The 14,077-nt window shown below is 66.5% G+C and carries 16 protein-coding genes; 5 read left to right on the forward strand and 11 right to left on the reverse strand.

The features are described from left to right. The 5 genes from X803_RS20340 to X803_RS0114680 form a co-directional block, all read right to left on the reverse strand. A partial coding sequence (locus X803_RS20340; RefSeq protein ID WP_035779284.1) for a M48 family metalloprotease occupies nt 1-677 on the reverse strand: 677 nt, incomplete at its 3' end. Nucleotides 678-740: 63 nt separating this feature from the next. Continuing rightward, on the reverse strand, nt 741-1,388 hold the full coding sequence (locus tag X803_RS0114665; protein ID WP_026545713.1) for a 4a-hydroxytetrahydrobiopterin dehydratase: 648 nt from the start codon (nt 1,386-1,388) through the stop codon (nt 741-743). Nucleotides 1,389-1,437: 49 nt separating this feature from the next. Beyond that, on the reverse strand, nt 1,438-2,157 hold the full coding sequence (locus X803_RS0114670) for a GntR family transcriptional regulator (protein ID WP_216699070.1): 720 nt from the start codon (nt 2,155-2,157) through the stop codon (nt 1,438-1,440). A gap of 2 nt (nt 2,158-2,159) precedes the next feature. Next, nucleotides 2,160-2,645 carry a PTS sugar transporter subunit IIA gene (locus X803_RS0114675; protein ID WP_216699071.1) on the reverse strand — a complete coding sequence of 162 codons (486 nt, stop codon included), beginning with the start codon at nt 2,643-2,645 and terminating at the stop codon, nt 2,160-2,162. Next, the gene (locus tag X803_RS0114680; protein WP_026545716.1) at nt 2,642-2,872 is read right to left on the reverse strand and encodes a PTS sugar transporter subunit IIB; all 231 of its coding nucleotides are present in this window, start codon (nt 2,870-2,872) and stop codon (nt 2,642-2,644) included. The genes X803_RS0114675 and X803_RS0114680 overlap by 4 nt, the downstream gene beginning before the upstream one ends. 177 nt (nt 2,873-3,049) lie before the next feature. Between X803_RS0114680 and X803_RS20345 the strand changes: the two genes are divergently transcribed. Both X803_RS20345 and nagB read left to right on the forward strand, forming a co-directional pair. Next, a complete protein-coding gene (locus X803_RS20345) occupies nt 3,050-4,360 on the forward strand; it encodes a PTS transporter subunit EIIC (RefSeq protein WP_084033819.1) in 1,311 nt (436 codons plus the stop codon). A gap of 42 nt (nt 4,361-4,402) precedes the next feature. Continuing rightward, a complete protein-coding gene (gene nagB / locus X803_RS0114690; RefSeq protein WP_026545717.1) occupies nt 4,403-5,179 on the forward strand; it encodes a glucosamine-6-phosphate deaminase in 777 nt (258 codons plus the stop codon). Between the two features lie 19 nt (nt 5,180-5,198). Here nagB and X803_RS0114695 read toward each other — a convergent pair whose 3' ends face one another. Next, nucleotides 5,199-6,470, reverse strand: a complete 1,272-nt coding sequence (locus tag X803_RS0114695; protein WP_026545718.1) for an MFS transporter — start codon at nt 6,468-6,470, stop codon at nt 5,199-5,201. Between the two features lie 138 nt (nt 6,471-6,608). Here X803_RS0114695 and X803_RS0114700 point away from each other — a divergent pair, with 138 nt between their 5' ends. Beyond that, nucleotides 6,609-7,349 carry an MBL fold metallo-hydrolase gene (locus tag X803_RS0114700; protein WP_026545719.1) on the forward strand — a complete coding sequence of 247 codons (741 nt, stop codon included), beginning with the start codon at nt 6,609-6,611 and terminating at the stop codon, nt 7,347-7,349. 4 nt (nt 7,350-7,353) lie between these two features. Here X803_RS0114700 and X803_RS0114705 read toward each other — a convergent pair whose 3' ends face one another. Beyond that, nucleotides 7,354-8,043, reverse strand: a complete 690-nt coding sequence (locus X803_RS0114705; protein ID WP_035779246.1) for an esterase/lipase family protein — start codon at nt 8,041-8,043, stop codon at nt 7,354-7,356. Then, nucleotides 8,030-8,734: an alpha/beta fold hydrolase gene (locus X803_RS20350; protein WP_162149237.1), complete on the reverse strand. Its 705-nt coding sequence runs from the start codon at nt 8,732-8,734 to the stop codon at nt 8,030-8,032. The genes X803_RS0114705 and X803_RS20350 overlap by 14 nt, the downstream gene beginning before the upstream one ends. A 144-nt stretch (nt 8,735-8,878) precedes the next feature. Between X803_RS20350 and X803_RS0114715 the strand changes: the two genes are divergently transcribed. Further along, nucleotides 8,879-9,367 (forward strand): Fur family transcriptional regulator, encoded by a 489-nt coding sequence (locus tag X803_RS0114715; RefSeq protein WP_026545721.1) that lies wholly within the window; start codon nt 8,879-8,881, stop codon nt 9,365-9,367. Nucleotides 9,368-9,381: 14 nt separating this feature from the next. Continuing rightward, entirely contained in the window at nt 9,382-10,878 is a 1,497-nt protein-coding gene (locus X803_RS0114720) for a catalase (protein ID WP_026545722.1), read from the forward strand. Nucleotides 10,879-10,949: 71 nt separating this feature from the next. Here X803_RS0114720 and X803_RS0114725 read toward each other — a convergent pair whose 3' ends face one another. The 3 genes from X803_RS0114725 to X803_RS20355 form a co-directional block, all read right to left on the reverse strand. Next, the gene (locus X803_RS0114725) at nt 10,950-11,546 is read right to left on the reverse strand and encodes a TetR/AcrR family transcriptional regulator (protein WP_026545723.1); all 597 of its coding nucleotides are present in this window, start codon (nt 11,544-11,546) and stop codon (nt 10,950-10,952) included. Between the two features lie 42 nt (nt 11,547-11,588). Then, a complete protein-coding gene (locus tag X803_RS0114730; protein WP_026545724.1) occupies nt 11,589-13,097 on the reverse strand; it encodes an amino acid permease in 1,509 nt (502 codons plus the stop codon). Between the two features lie 110 nt (nt 13,098-13,207). Further along, nucleotides 13,208-14,077, reverse strand: an 870-nt coding sequence (locus X803_RS20355) for an MMPL family transporter (RefSeq protein ID WP_035779251.1), incomplete at its 5' end; no start/stop codon positions are given.

The following is a 14,077-nucleotide window of genomic DNA, read 5'->3' on the forward strand; positions in this document are numbered from 1 at the left end:
GCCAGCGGGTCGCCGGTGAGGCGGGCGCCGTCCTCGTCAGCGTCGTATTCGCGGGTCCGGCCGATTGCCATCTGGATCAGTCCGGCGGCAAGCGGTGCGAGGAACGCCAGGAGCAGCGCCGCGATCGGGTTCCCGCCCGAGTTCCGGTTCCCGCCCATCATGCCGGTGAAGGCGAACATCTGCGCCACCGACGTGATGACGCCTGCGACGGCGGCCGCCACCGAACCGGTCAGGATGTCACGGTTATAGACGTGCATCAGCTCGTGCCCCAGCACGCCGCGCAGCTCCCGCTCATTGAGGATCTGCAGAATGCCCTGCGTACAGCACACGGCGGCGTTCTCGGGGTTGCGGCCGGTGGCGAAGGCGTTCGGCGCCATTGTCGGCGAGACGTACAGGCGGGGCATCGGCTTGCCGGCCTTGGTGCTCAGCTCCCGCACGATCCGGTACATCGCCGGAGCCTGCTGTTCCGTCACCGGAACCGCCTTCATGCTCCGGATGGCGAGCTTGTCACTGTTCCAGTAGCTGTAGGCGATGGAGCCGACGCCGATCAGCGCAAAGATCCACAGGAACGCCGAACTGCGCGTGGCCGAGGCGATGACCGCACCGAAGATGAGGAAGATCCCCATGAGGGACCCGAAAAGCAGGGCCGTCTTGGCCCCGTTGAAGTGGTTGTGCACCTGTTCTCCTTGTTGACTTACCTACCGGTACAACGGCGCTGCGCCCGGGACTGTTCCGGAAAACTAGCGCTCCAGGACCGTGCACACACACGCCCGGTTGCCCTCGCCGTCGGCCAGGACCGTGAAGGACGGCGCCTGCGAATCGTCGACGACGGTGCCCCCGGCAGCCACCGCAGCGGCGATGCGCTCCCCCGCCACGTCATGCGGCACCCACACATCGAGGTGGAACCTCTGCCGCGGGGTCTCATGGCTGTCGGTCTCCTGGAACCAGAGGAGTGGCACGCGGCCGGAAAGATCGACGACGTCGTCCCCGCGGACATTGCCGGCGTCCCCGGTGAGCAGCGCGGCCCAAAACGGGCCTGCGGCGGCCGGTGCCGCGGTGTCGAGCGCAAGTTCCACCTCGGCGAGCGCCCAGGGCTGCGGCTTCAGGCCGTGCTCGGCGGCGATCGAACTGATGGTCCGGGCGAGGTCCACGTCCCGGGAAGTCAGCGCTCCGACGTCGTGGCTGATGAGCAACAGGTCCACGTGCGGGTAGGTGAGGGTGACGTCAGGGTGGTGGTTGGCCGCTTCCGCGGCTTCCGTGACGGCCGTCAGGAACCGCAGCCCCTTGGTGAAGCTGCCGGTGCGGAAGCGGGCGTGGATGCCCTGGGCCAGCTGGCGCCAGTCGTCGAGCCCTGCTTCGAGAATCTGTGTGCTGGTGAGCTTGTCCATGGTCCCAGTATGTCCCGGTCCGGGGCCGGCGCAACGGTTCGCGGGGGTCCTATTGGGCGAGGGTCATCGAGATCTGGTAGCGGTCTGCGCGGTAGGCCGAAATTGAGTATTCGATCGGGCGGCTCGCTTCCTCCGGCCCGGTGAATGACCTGCGGTGGAACAGCAGTACCGGGGCGCCGGGGGCGACGTCGAGGAGCCGGGCGGTTTCAACGGACGCCGCTCCTGCCTGCACCGTCTGCTCCACCTTGCGGACCGGATGCCCGGACGCCGACAGGACCCGGTACAGCGAACCCGTCAGGTCCTCGTCAAGGATCCCGGGCAGCACTGCGGGCGGCAGCCAGGACTCGTCAACGCTGACGGGCGCACCATTGGCCAGACGCAGCCGCTGCAGCCGGTAGGCCTGCTCCTCCGCAGGCAACTGCAGATGGCGCACGGCAGACTCCGGTGGTTGCCCCAGCTCGGCCGCAATGACCCGGGTGCTCGGTACAAATCCGGCCGCGCGCATATCCTCGTTGAAGGACGCCAGATGGAGCACCGAGCGCACCATGCCGTGGGAAACGAAGGTGCCCTTGCCCTTTTCCCGTACCAGTTCCCCGTCACGCACGAGGTCCGAGATGGCGCGGCGGACGGTGATCCGGGAAACCCCGAACATCTCCTCAAGCTGGCGTTCGCCGGGCAGCGCTTCACCCGGCATCAGCCCCCGCGCAAGGTCCTGGAGCTGACGCCGGAGCCGCAGATGCTTGAGCTCACCCGACGCTGGACCCGCCACCGTCACCCCTGAGGGAAAGTGAACAGCGGCTGCCCGGCCTGGATTCCGGCCCCGGCATCATTGACGGACACTGTGCCCGGCTTCGAATCAAGCACGACGACGGGACAGCAGGGGCTGAGTTCACGGGAACGGAGGAAAGCCACGTCCACATCGACCATCGGGTCCCCGACGGACACCTCGTCGCCCTTCGCTGCCCGAACCGTGAAACCTTCCCCCTTCAGGTGGACGGTATCGATCCCCACATGCACCAGCACGGCGGCTCCGGAGGCATGCTGGACGATGTACGCGTGCGGCATCACCTTGATGACGCGCCCGTCAACCGGCGCAACCGCCGTGAGCACGCCGGCGTCATCATCAGGCATCACCGCGGCTCCGTCACCCACCAGCGCCTGCGCAAAGACCGGGTCGGGAACCTCGCCCAGTGGAAGCACGACGCCGGGGAGCGGCGAGGCTACCGTCAGCGCTTCCCCGTGTACCCCAGTGCTCACATGAGGTCCTGAATGTCGTCGGCAAGGCTGTCCGCCTCAGGCCCGACGACCACCTGCACCACGGTGCCGGCCACCATCACGCCATGCGCGCCCGCGGCCTTCAGGGCTGCCTGGTCAACGCGCGAGGAGTCGATGACTTCGGTGCGCAACCGCGTGATGCAGCCTTCGATCTCCTCCACGTTGTCTGCGCCGCCAAGTGCCGCCAGGATGTCTTCCGCTTTGGACATGTCCCTACCTTCTCTCCTACCGATGTGGCGCTTCACAAAAGTTAGCTGTGACAGTTGACAATTGTGGCCGCCTCGTATGACAGTGATGGTTGTCACTGGTTATAACCAGTGGACAGAACTTTACTGATTTACCCACAGACACACAAGACGCCGACCGCTCATCGAATCGAGGATCCAATGTCCGCCCCCAGCACCTCGCCAGAGCCGGACAAGAACGCCCGCGCCGGGGCCAGTACGGAGACCCCCGGCACCGACACGCCGGACACCGGCCCCGGGAAGACCAAGGGAGGCGGCCGGACGCTGCAGAACCTTCAGCGCTTCGGGCGAAGCCTCATGCTGCCCATCGCTGCGCTGCCCGCTGCGGCGCTCCTGCTCCGCCTCGGCCAGGATGACCTGCTGGGCAGCTTCGAATCGCTCTCCACGGCGGCGCACGTCATCGGCGCAGCGGGCGGTGCGCTGTTCGAGAACCTGCCGCTCCTGTTCGCGGTCGGCATCTCCTTCGGCTTCGCGAAGAAAGGCGACGGATCCACGGCGCTCGCCGCAGTGGTCGGCTACCTGGTCCTGACCAATGTCTTCGAGGTCATGGCACCGCTGGTCCTCGGCGAGGCGCCGGAAGGCGGCGAGGATCCCGTCATCAATTACGGCGTGCTGGCCGGTATTGTCATGGGGCTTACGACGGCGTGGCTCTGGCAGCGCTTCCACCGCACCAAGCTGCCGGACTGGCTGGGCTTCTTCGCCGGCCGCCGGCTGGTGCCGATCATCACGGCCTTCGCCGCGATCGCCATCGGCGTGATCATGGCGCTCATCTACCCATTGTTCGACCGCGGCCTCACCGCCGTCGGCAACACGGTGGCCGAGAACACGGTGGCGGGCAGCGGCATTTACGGCTTCCTCAACCGGATGCTCATCCCCCTGGGACTGCACCACATCCTGAACTCCATCGTCTGGTTTGTCATCGGTGACTACGAGGGTGCCCAGGGTGACCTGAACCGGTTCTTCGCCGGCGACCCCGAGGCGGGCGTGTTCATGACCGGATTCTTCCCGATCATGATGTTCGCCCTGCCGGCCGCAGCGCTGGCCATCTGGCAGGAGGCCCGCCCCTCGCAACGCAAGCTCGTCGGCGGCATCATGCTCTCCACCGGCCTCACCGCCTTCCTGACCGGCATCACCGAACCGATCGAGTTCTCCTTCATGTTTGTCGCCTGGCCGCTGTACATCATCCACGCAGTCCTGACCGGTGTCTCGATGATGACGGTGAACCTGCTCGACATCCATCACGGGTTCGGATTCTCCGCCGGGGCCATCGACTATGTGCTGAACTTCGGAATCGCGCAGAACCCGCTGCTGCTCATCCCGATCGGACTGGTTTTCGCGGCGGTCTACTACGTGCTCTTCCGCTTCGTGATCCGCAAGTGGAACCTGCGCACCATGGGCCGCGAGGACGAGGGCGAAGAAGCACCGTCGATGGCGCGCCCGGACGCCAGCTAGGTCCAGCTGGACATTGCCGGACCGCAGCGGAAAGAGGTAACAGTGCAGGTCATCATCTGTGATTCACGGGAGCAGGTGGGTGTCCGGGCCGCCGACATCGTCGAGGCACGGGTGCGGAAGGGCCCCGCGGTGCTGGGCCTGGCCACCGGCAGCTCACCGGCCGGGACCTACCGGGAGCTCATCCGGCGGCACCGCGAGGAGCAACTGAGTTTCCGCGAGGTCACGGCCTTCACCCTGGACGAGTACGCGGGGTTGCCGCGGGAGCATGAGCAGTCGTACTACTCGACCATCCGGCGGGAATTCGTTGACGAGGTGGATCTCCCGCTGGACCGGCTGCTCACTCCGCACGGGGACGCGGAGGACCTGCGGGCTGAAGCGCTCCGGTATGACGCCGCCATCCGCGAGGCCGGGCGCGTCGATGTCCAGATCCTCGGCATCGGCGCCAACGGTCACATCGGGTTCAATGAGCCGACGTCGTCGCTTAGCTCCCGGACCAGGGTCAAGACCCTGGCCGGGATCACCCGGTCCGACAACGCGCGGTTCTTTCCCGGCGGCGAGGTTCCGCAGCTGTGTCTGACCCAGGGACTGGGGACCATCCGCGACGCGGGGCAGGCCGTGCTCGTCGCGCTGGGCGCCAACAAGGCAGCCGCCGTCCGCGCGATGGTGGAGGGACCGGTGAGCGCGTTCTGCCCTGCCTCCGTGCTGCAGCTGCATCAGCACGCCGTCGTCGTTCTTGATCCGGAGGCAGCGGCGGAACTGCAACTGGCTGACTACTACCGCCGGGCACAGGGCCTGAACGACCGGCTGCTCGGCAGGTAGCCGGGTCAAAATACCGGGATCAGGGCTCCGGGGTACGGGAATCGTACTGGCCGAAGCGCGGCTGGAGGCGGGCAAGCAGGAGCACCAGCAGCATGCACACAATGCCTCCCCAGAGCGCGGTCCAGCCCTCCCCAATCCACTCGGCGAACCCGCCGCCCACCAGTTCGCCGAGCCTCGGACCTCCGGCGACGACGACGATGAACACGCCCTGCAGCCGCCCCCGCATGGCGTCCGGGGTGGCCGATTGCAGGATGGTGCTCCGGAAGACTCCGCTGATGGAATCGGACACTCCGGCCAGAAGCAGGCAGGCTGCAGCGGGGATGATCCACGGCGTCATGGCACCGTCCCCGGTACGCCCGGAGAGGATGACCACCAGCCCGAAGCCGCTGATGGAGGCACCCCAGCCCACCACCGCCCACTGGACGGCCCGGCCCTGGCGGTGCACCTGGCCCAGCGGGCCGGAGAACAACCCGGCGAGAACCGCGCCGAATGCACTGGCCGCGAGGAGGATACCGACGGTCAGCTCACCGCCGCCGATGAACACGGCCCCCACTGCGGGCAGGAGCACCCGCGGCTGGGCCATCACCATGGCAGCGAGGTCAATCAGGAAGGTCATCCGGATGTTGGGCCGCGTGCCAAGGTAGCGGAACCCCTCGATGACCGTGCCGAGTCCCGCCCGGCGCACCGGGCCCTCCGGGGGCATGGCGGGAAGCCGGAAGAGCGCCCACAGTGCGGCCGTGAAGGTGACGACGTCGATCGTGTACGTCCAGCCGTAACCCACCTGCGCAATGAGCACGCCCGCAAGCATGGGGCCCACGGTGAACGCGAGGCCAAACGTGATCATGGACAGCGCGTTGGCGGCGGGCAGCAGTTCCGGGCGCACCAGCCGCGGGATGATGGCCGTCCGGGTGGGCTGGTTGATGCCCGCGAACCCGCTGTGGACAGCGATGAGGAGGTACAGCAGCCAGACGTTGTCCGCGCCGGCCCACGCCTGCAGCGCGATGCCGATGGTGGAGCCCCACAGCCCTGTGCCGGAGAGAAGTGCCACCTTGCGGCGGTCGTGGGCATCGGCGACGGCCCCGCCGTACAGCCCGGCGAAGATGAGCGGCACCAGCGCAAACAGGCCGATCAGGCCGACGCTCAGGCTGGACCCGGTGATGTCATACACCTGAAGGCTGACGGCCACCAGGGTGAGGTTGGTGCCGATCGCGGACAGCGCGGTACCGAAATACATCCTCCGGAATGCCGGACTTTCCTTCAGCGGAGTGATGTCTGCAAGGAGTCTGGGCACCGGGCAAGTCTACCGGCGGTGCGGTTACCTCCGGCAACGACCCGCATCCGTTCCACCGGTTACTCAGCCTGCTGACTTTTACCGTTCCGGTGGCTAGTGTTGCTCTCACAACCGGAGCGCCTACGGGAGGGAATCACCGTGCATACCAGCGAGGTCGCCGAGGGAATCCACTGGCTCGAGCATGCCCACGTGAATGTGTATTTCGTGGAGCAGGACGGCCGCCTGATGATCATCGACGCCGGTCTGCCCGGCAGCCGGCCGCACATCCGCGCAGGGCTGCGCGCCCTGGGATACGAGGACTCCGTGGTGGCGCTGGTCCTCACGCACGGGCACTTCGACCATGTGGGCACGGCCGCCTGGCTGCGGAACACCTACCGGGTGCCGATTCTGGTCCATCCCGACGACGCCTGGATCGCCGCCCATCCCTACAGCTACAAACACGAGCTGAACCGGGTGCTGGTCCCCCTCCGCCACCCCGCAAGCCTGCCCATCATCGGTCGGATGAAGATGGCCGGAGCGCTGTTTGTCCGCGGCGTCACCGACACCCTGCCGCTGGTGCCGGGGACCGCGCGGAATCTGCCGGGAACCCCCGAGATACTGCACGTCCCCGGCCACACCGACGGGCACATCGCCCTGCATTTCCCGGACCGCGGCGTGCTCATTGTCGGAGACGCACTGGTGACCCTCAACCCCTACACCGGGATGAAAGGACCGCAGATCGTCTCCGGCGCAGCCACGGCCGACTCAGCGCAGGCCCTTTCCTCCCTGGACCGCATTGCCGCGCTGGCGGCGGACAAGGTCCTCACCGGCCACGGTGAGCCGTGGCTCTCAAGCCCGGCAGACGCCGTCGCAATCGCCAAACGCATCGGCCCCTCGTAGCGGCCTACGCTGCCGGATCAGGGACGTGCTCAGCGATCGCCGTGTCGATCGCCCTGAGCACGCTGTCATGGCCGAGAACCCGGAAGTGTCCCATCACATCCAGCTGCACGTTGGTGGCGCCGACCAGTTCACTGCCACCCGGGATATGCGGATCGAACGTCCCGTAGACCGAGGTGATGCGCGAGTTCACCGCCAGGTTGGCGCGTAACGCGTTGAGCGTACGGTTCCGCGGCGAGAAGGCCCTGAGGCTCGGCAGCAGCGCAAACATGGCGTAGACCGAACCCGAGAACGGCGAATTCACGGCGATGAGCTGGCGGATGCGCGGCGCGGAGTCGGGAAGGGTCATGACGTACTTGCCGATGAGCCCACCCTTGCTGTGCGCCACCAGAATCACGTTGTGCAGGTCCTGGTCCTGGAGATACCGGGCTACCAGCTCCGCCATCGCCGGAACCGTTCCGCGGTTGTAGCCGAGCGCCGTGACCGCGTGCACGGGGTGCCCCTGTGCATGGAGGTGGGACGCTACCGGGTGCATGAACTGCCACGGTTCGTAGATCCCCGGGAGGAGGATCACCGGCGCCTTGTCCCCGGTCAGCTGGCGGCGGACGTCGCCGCGGAACACAAATCCGCGCGCCTGCCAGAAGCCCACATACGCGTAGTCGAGCGCCCAGGCCCAGCCGCGCCTAAGCAGCCGCATGCGGATTCCCGGTGAGCAGGGCGCGGGCGGTTTCCGTCGGGCGGCTGTGCATCAGGACGTGCGGCACGCCCGGCACCTCGATGATCCTGACCCGCGGATTGACGGCGGCGAGCCGCTGCAACCAGTCCGCCGGCACAATCGGGTCACGCTCGCCGCGGATCAGCACCACGGGGCAGGAAACCCGTGGCAGCGCCTCCTCAAGCCTGTGCCCTACCATCGCCGGCAGGGTCCGCAGATACGGCACCATCGAACGCAGGTAGTCGGTGAACACCATCCAGTTCACGGCGGGTGATTCTCGCATGGTGTCCTGGGCCAGCCGGAGTGCCTGTTTGCCGATGGACCTCTCCTGATCGTTCACCGTGGGACCGAGCAGCACGAGCCTGTCCACCAGGTCGGGCGCACTGGCCGCGGCCTCGGTTGCCACCTGGCAGCCCATCGAGTGCCCCACCAGCACAATGCCGCCCAGTTCCAGGGATCGCAGGGCCGCGACCACGAGTGCCCCCAGCTCCGGCACCGACAGCGCCCGGTGCGGGTTGGGGGTCGGCCCGAATCCGGGCAATTCAATGGCGTAGACCGTGTTGCTCCGGGAGAGCTCCGCGGCAAGACGCTGGAAGTACCGGGCAGAGACGCCGATCCCGTGGACGAGCACAACCGGCGGGCGTCCCTGCCCGGTTCTCCGCACGGTTAACACACAGTCTGCTATGCGCTCCTGGCGCACTTCTTCCCAGGGCGTACGGCCCATTCCACAACCCCTCATAGCTGACGTCTTTCTCCACCCTAACCCGTTAGGCGTGCCTTATTATGAATTACTCACAATAGATGTTTCACTGGTCTCATGACCCTGCAGACCACCCCCACGGAGACCTGGGCTGCGTCCCTGCGTTCGGTGGGACGCAGGGTGACGAAGCAGCGCCTGGCTGTGCTCGCCGCCGTCGAGCGTTCCCCGCATTCAACCGCCGACGACGTCGTCAGCGCGGCACGCGCCGAACTCGCCGACATTACCGTCCAGTCGGTCTACGTGGTCCTGTCCGATCTCACCGTGAGCGGGCTGCTGCGCAGGATCGAGCCTCCCAACTCTCCGGCACGGTACGAGACCCGGGTCAATGACAACCACCACCACGCCGTCTGCACCGGGTGCGGGCGGATCGAAGACGTGGACTGCGCCGTCGGGCACGCACCCTGCCTCACGCCCTCCTGGTCACCGGGGTCCAGCCGGATGACCATCCAGATCGCCGACGTCGTGTACCAGGGCCTGTGCACCGACTGCCGCGAGGCGTCCCTTGAAGATGTTCCAGCCTTTCCCGAACACATAGAAAAACACTGAAAGAAGGAGAATCCATGACTGCGAACTTCAGCACCACCCAGTCTGGCGCACCGGTCGTTGACGACAGCAATTCCTCGGCACTGGGCCGCGACGGCGCCATCCCGCTGACTGACCACTACCTGATCGAGAAGCTTGCCCAGTTCAACCGCGAGCGGGTTCCGGAGCGCGTTGTGCACGCCAAGGGCGGCGGCGCATTCGGCGTGTTCGAGACCACCGGGGACGTCAGCAAGTACACCAAGGCCGCGCTGTTCCAGCCCGGTACAACCACCGAGACGCTGCTGCGCTTCTCCTCCGTGGCCGGCGAGCAGGGTTCCCCCGACACGTGGCGCGACCCCCGCGGCTTCGCGCTGAAGTTCTACACCTCCGAGGGCAACTACGACCTCGTGGGCAACAACACCCCCGTCTTCTTCATCCGCGACGGCATCAAGTTCCCCGACTTCATCCACTCCCAGAAGCGCCTGCCCGGCTCCAACCTGCGCGACGCCGACATGCAGTGGGACTTCTGGACCCTCTCCCCCGAGTCCGCGCACCAGGTGACCTGGCTGATGGGCGACCGCGGCCTGCCCGCCTCCTGGCGCACCATGAACGGCTACGGCTCACACACCTACCAGTGGATCAACGAAGCCGGCGAGAAGTTCTGGGTCAAATACCACTTCAAGTCCAACCAGGGCCACGAAACCCTCACCGGTGATGAGGCTGAGGCGCTGGCCGGCTCGGACGCCGACCACCACATCCGTGACCTCTACGAGAACATCGAGCAGGGCAACTTCCCGTCCTGGGACCTCAAGGTCCAGGTCATGCCGTACGAGGACGCGAAGAGCTACCGGTTCAACCCGTTCGACCTCACCAAGGTGTGGCCGCACGGCGACTACCCGCTGATCCCGGTCGGCAAGCTCACCCTGAACCGCAACCCGGAGAACTACTTCGCGCAGATCGAGCAGGCCACCTTTGCGCCGTCAAACTTTGTCCCGGGTATCGCGGCCTCCCCGGACCGGATGCTGCAGGCACGCATCTTCTCCTACGCCGACGCCCATCGCTACCGTGTGGGCACCAACCACGCGCAGCTGCCGGTGAACGCACCGAAGAACGAGGTGCGGAACTACTCGAAGGACGGCGCTTCCCGGTTCTTCTTCAACTCGCCGCAGACCCCGGTCTACGCGCCGAACTCCGTGGGCGGCCCCGCCGCTGATCCGTCGCTGACCGGCCCCGAAGGCGGCTGGGAGAACGACGGCGACCTGGTGCGTGCAGCGCACAGCCTCCATGCCGAGGATGATGACTTCGGCCAGGCCGGCACCCTGTACCGCGAGGTCTACAACGACGCCGAGAAGGCACGGTTCCTGGAGACCATCACGGGTGCTGTCGGCGGCGTGACCATCGCCGACATCCGCGAACGCGCCATCCAGTACTGGACCAACGTGGACGCCGAGCTCGGGGCGAAGCTCCGCGCCAACCTGGGCACCGCGTCCGGCGCCGCACAGAACTCCGACGCTGAGGCCGCCAACAAGTTCTAGGCTCTGTCACACAGTAAGGGTGGGTCCGTCACGGACCCACCCTTTCTGCGTTCGCGTCTGCGTCTCCGGTCTCAGCGCCCGCGCTGCAGCGACGTCTCGAGGGACTGCAGAAACAGATCCAGTGACAGGTCCACCGCCTGCTCGACGGCCGCACGGTCATTGTTCAGCACGTAGTCGTACTGGAGCCCGTAGAGGCTGGACGTGAACACGCGGGCCGCCGGATCCGCACGTTCCCGGGGAACGCCCTGCGCAACCAGCCAGTCCGTGATGAAGGAGTGCCAGAACGCGAACTTCCTCGTCGCGCTGCCCCTCGGTGCGGGGCTCACCGGGTCCTGGACGGCCGCCTCGAATTCCAGCCGCTGCAGGTTGCGGTTCCGGTCGATCAACAGCCAGTTCCAGCCCTCCCGGAGCCACTCGCGGAAGCCTTCCGGCGTGAGGTCTTCAGGGTTTTCCGGCTTCATCGCGTCATGTCGGGCTTCGATGTGCCGCACAATCTCGTTGATCAGTTCCTCGCGGTTGCCGAAGTGGTACACCAGCACGTAGCTACTGATGCCCAGCCCGTCAGCGAGGGTGCGGAAGCTCAGGCTCGCGAACGTCTTGTCGAGCAGATACTCGACAATCTGATCCAGAAGCTCGGTCTTCCGTTCCGGTTTCGGGGGACGCGCCATGGCTGAATAGTACAGCCGTCCGGCGCGCCCCCGCGTGCCGTCCTAGCTGCCCGTCCGGACTTCCTCCCGGTCGGGCTCGCCCGCACCGGTCCCGGCCAGCCGCGAATGCCGCTGCCCATACGCGAAGTAGATCGCGAAACCGATCACCAGCCAGATCGCGAAAAACACCCAGGTCACAGTGGCCAGGTTCAGCATGAGATACGTGCAGAGCAGCGCCGACAGGATGGGGATGACCTTCCCGAAGGGTACCCGGAAGGACGGCTTGAGGTCCGGCCGCTTCTTTCGGAGCACCAGGATTCCCAGGCTGACGGTGACAAAGGCGGAGAGCGTGCCGATGTTGATCATCTCCGCGAGCAGTTCCACCTCGGTGAAGCCGGCCAGGAGCGCGACGACGACGCCGCACAGGATCTGCGTGCGTGCCGGAGTGCTGCGCTTGGCCGATGTGCGGCTGAGTCCGCGCGGCATCAGGCCGTCGCGGCTCATGGCAAAGATCACCCGGGCCAGGCCCATCAGCAGCACCATGATGACGGTGGTCAGCCCGATCAGGCTGCCGACTGAAATGATTCCGGCGGCCCAGTCCGCACCGACCAACTGGAAGGCGGTAGCCAGCGACGGCGATTCGGTTGCCGCCAGGTCACGGTAGGAGACCATGCCCGTGACCGCGAGCGTCACCAGGATGTAGAGGACGGTGACGAGCGCGAGCCCACCGAAGATTCCGCGCGGGAGGGTCTTCTGCGGGTCCTTCACTTCCTCGGCGGAGGTCGCCACGACGTCGAACCCGATGAAGGCGAAGAACACCAGCGCGGCGCCGGAGATGATGCCGGTGAAGCCGTACATCGCCGGGGTCGCGCCGCTCAGGAAGGACAGGAACGGCTGGGTTGTCCAGCTGCCTGCGGCCTCGGCCGCAGGCTGGGCCGCGGGAACAAACGGGGCGTAGTTCTCACCGTTCACGTAGAAGAAGCCGACCACGATGACAAACAGCACAATGGCGATCTTGATGATCGTGAAGATGTTGTTCACCCGGGCGGAGAGCTTTGTTCCCAGGACGAGGATCGCCGTGAAGATCGCCACGATGACCAGCGGCCCCCAGTACAGGGTGACCCCCAGGACGCTGACCTGCGACGGGACGTCCAGGTTGAGCACCGCGAACAGGTCGCTGAGGTACACGCCCCAGAACTTGGCGATCACGGCACCGGCCATGAGGAGTTCGAGGATCAGGTTCCACCCGATGATCCAGGCGAGCAGCTCACCCATCGTGGCGTAGGTGAAGACGTAGGCGCTGCCTGCCACGGGGATGGCCGTGGCGAACTCGGCGTAGCACATGATGGCCAGGGCGCAGGTGATCGCGGCCAGCACAAAGGAGACGGTGACCGCGGGCCCGGCATTGAACGCCGCCGCCTGTGCGCCGACGGAGAAGATACCGGCACCCACGGCGACGGCGACGCCCATGATCATGAGGTCCCAGGTGGTCAGTGACCGCTTGAGTGTGCGGCCCTTTTCACCCGAGTCCGCGATCGACTGTTCGATCGACTTGGTACGGAAAAGATTCACGGCTATGTGTCCTTGATGGGGAAAACTGACCGGGTAATCCTAGTGATTCCGCTCCTTTTTCTTCGCCTTGAATCTCACTATGCGAGACGGAACGCCGGGTGATTTCTGTCTCAGCGCACGCCGGCCGCGTCCGACGCCGGCACCCGGCGTGCGCCGTCGTCGTCGGTTTTCTCCACGAGGCGGGCGCCCTCGACGTCGACATCCGGCAGGATGCGGTCCAGCCACGCCGGCAGCCACCAGGCCCAGCGGCCCAGGAGGTGCATGGCTGCGGGAATCAGCGTCATGCGGACAACAAACGCGTCGAGGAGCACGCCGAAGGCCAGCCCAAAGCCGATCGGCCGGACCATGGTGAGGTGGGAGAACACAAAGCCTGCGAACACGGAGACCATGATGATGGCCGCGGCCGTCACGACCCGCGCTCCGTGGCTGAAGCCCACCCGCACCGCTTCCCTGGCCGGCCGGCCGTGGACAAAGGACTCGCGCATGCCGGAGACCAGGAACATCTGGTAGTCCATGGCGAGGCCGAAGAGCACGCCGATCAGGATGATCGGGAGGAAGCTAAGGATGGGGCCGGGGTTGCTGACGCCGAAGAAATCGCCCAGCCACCCCCACTGGTAGATCGCCACGGTGGCGCCGAAGCTGGCCAACAGCGAGAGCAGGAAACCCGCGGTGGCAATGAGCGGCACCAGGATGGAGCGGAACACCAGGAGCAGCAGGACCAGGGAGAGCCCGACGACGATGCCCAGGTACAGCGGCATGGCCTCCATGAGCTTGGCGGAGACGTCAATGTTGGCGGCGGTCTGACCTGTGACCGACACGGTGACCCCGGTTGCGTCCGCGATGTTGCCGGCCTCGGCGCGCAGGTCGCGGACGAGCTGTTCGGTACTTTCGCTTGCCGGGCCCTCCTCCGGGATGACCTGGTAGATGGCGGTGCGTCCGTCGTCGCTGATGCCTGCGGGGACAGCGGCGGCGACGTCGCC

Source organism: Arthrobacter sp. 35/47 (assembly GCF_000520475.1).
Classification (GTDB): Bacteria; Actinomycetota; Actinomycetes; order Actinomycetales; family Micrococcaceae; genus Arthrobacter_D; species Arthrobacter_D subterraneus.

Excerpts from the sequence above, each read along its gene's own strand:
- X803_RS0114705 (WP_035779246.1), bottom strand. The coding sequence starts at position 8,043 with ATGCGGCTGCTTAGGCGCGGCTGGGCCTGGGCGCTCGACTACGCGTAT.
- X803_RS0114720 (WP_026545722.1), top strand. The coding sequence starts at position 9,382 with ATGACTGCGAACTTCAGCACCACCCAGTCTGGCGCACCGGTCGTTGAC.
- X803_RS0114680 (WP_026545716.1), bottom strand. The coding sequence starts at position 2,872 with ATGTCCAAAGCGGAAGACATCCTGGCGGCACTTGGCGGCGCAGACAAC.
- X803_RS20345 (WP_084033819.1), top strand. The coding sequence starts at position 3,050 with ATGTCCGCCCCCAGCACCTCGCCAGAGCCGGACAAGAACGCCCGCGCC.
- X803_RS0114715 (WP_026545721.1), top strand. The coding sequence starts at position 8,879 with ATGACCCTGCAGACCACCCCCACGGAGACCTGGGCTGCGTCCCTGCGT.
- X803_RS0114725 (WP_026545723.1), bottom strand. The coding sequence starts at position 11,546 with ATGGCGCGTCCCCCGAAACCGGAACGGAAGACCGAGCTTCTGGATCAG.
- X803_RS0114665 (WP_026545713.1), bottom strand. The coding sequence starts at position 1,388 with ATGGACAAGCTCACCAGCACACAGATTCTCGAAGCAGGGCTCGACGAC.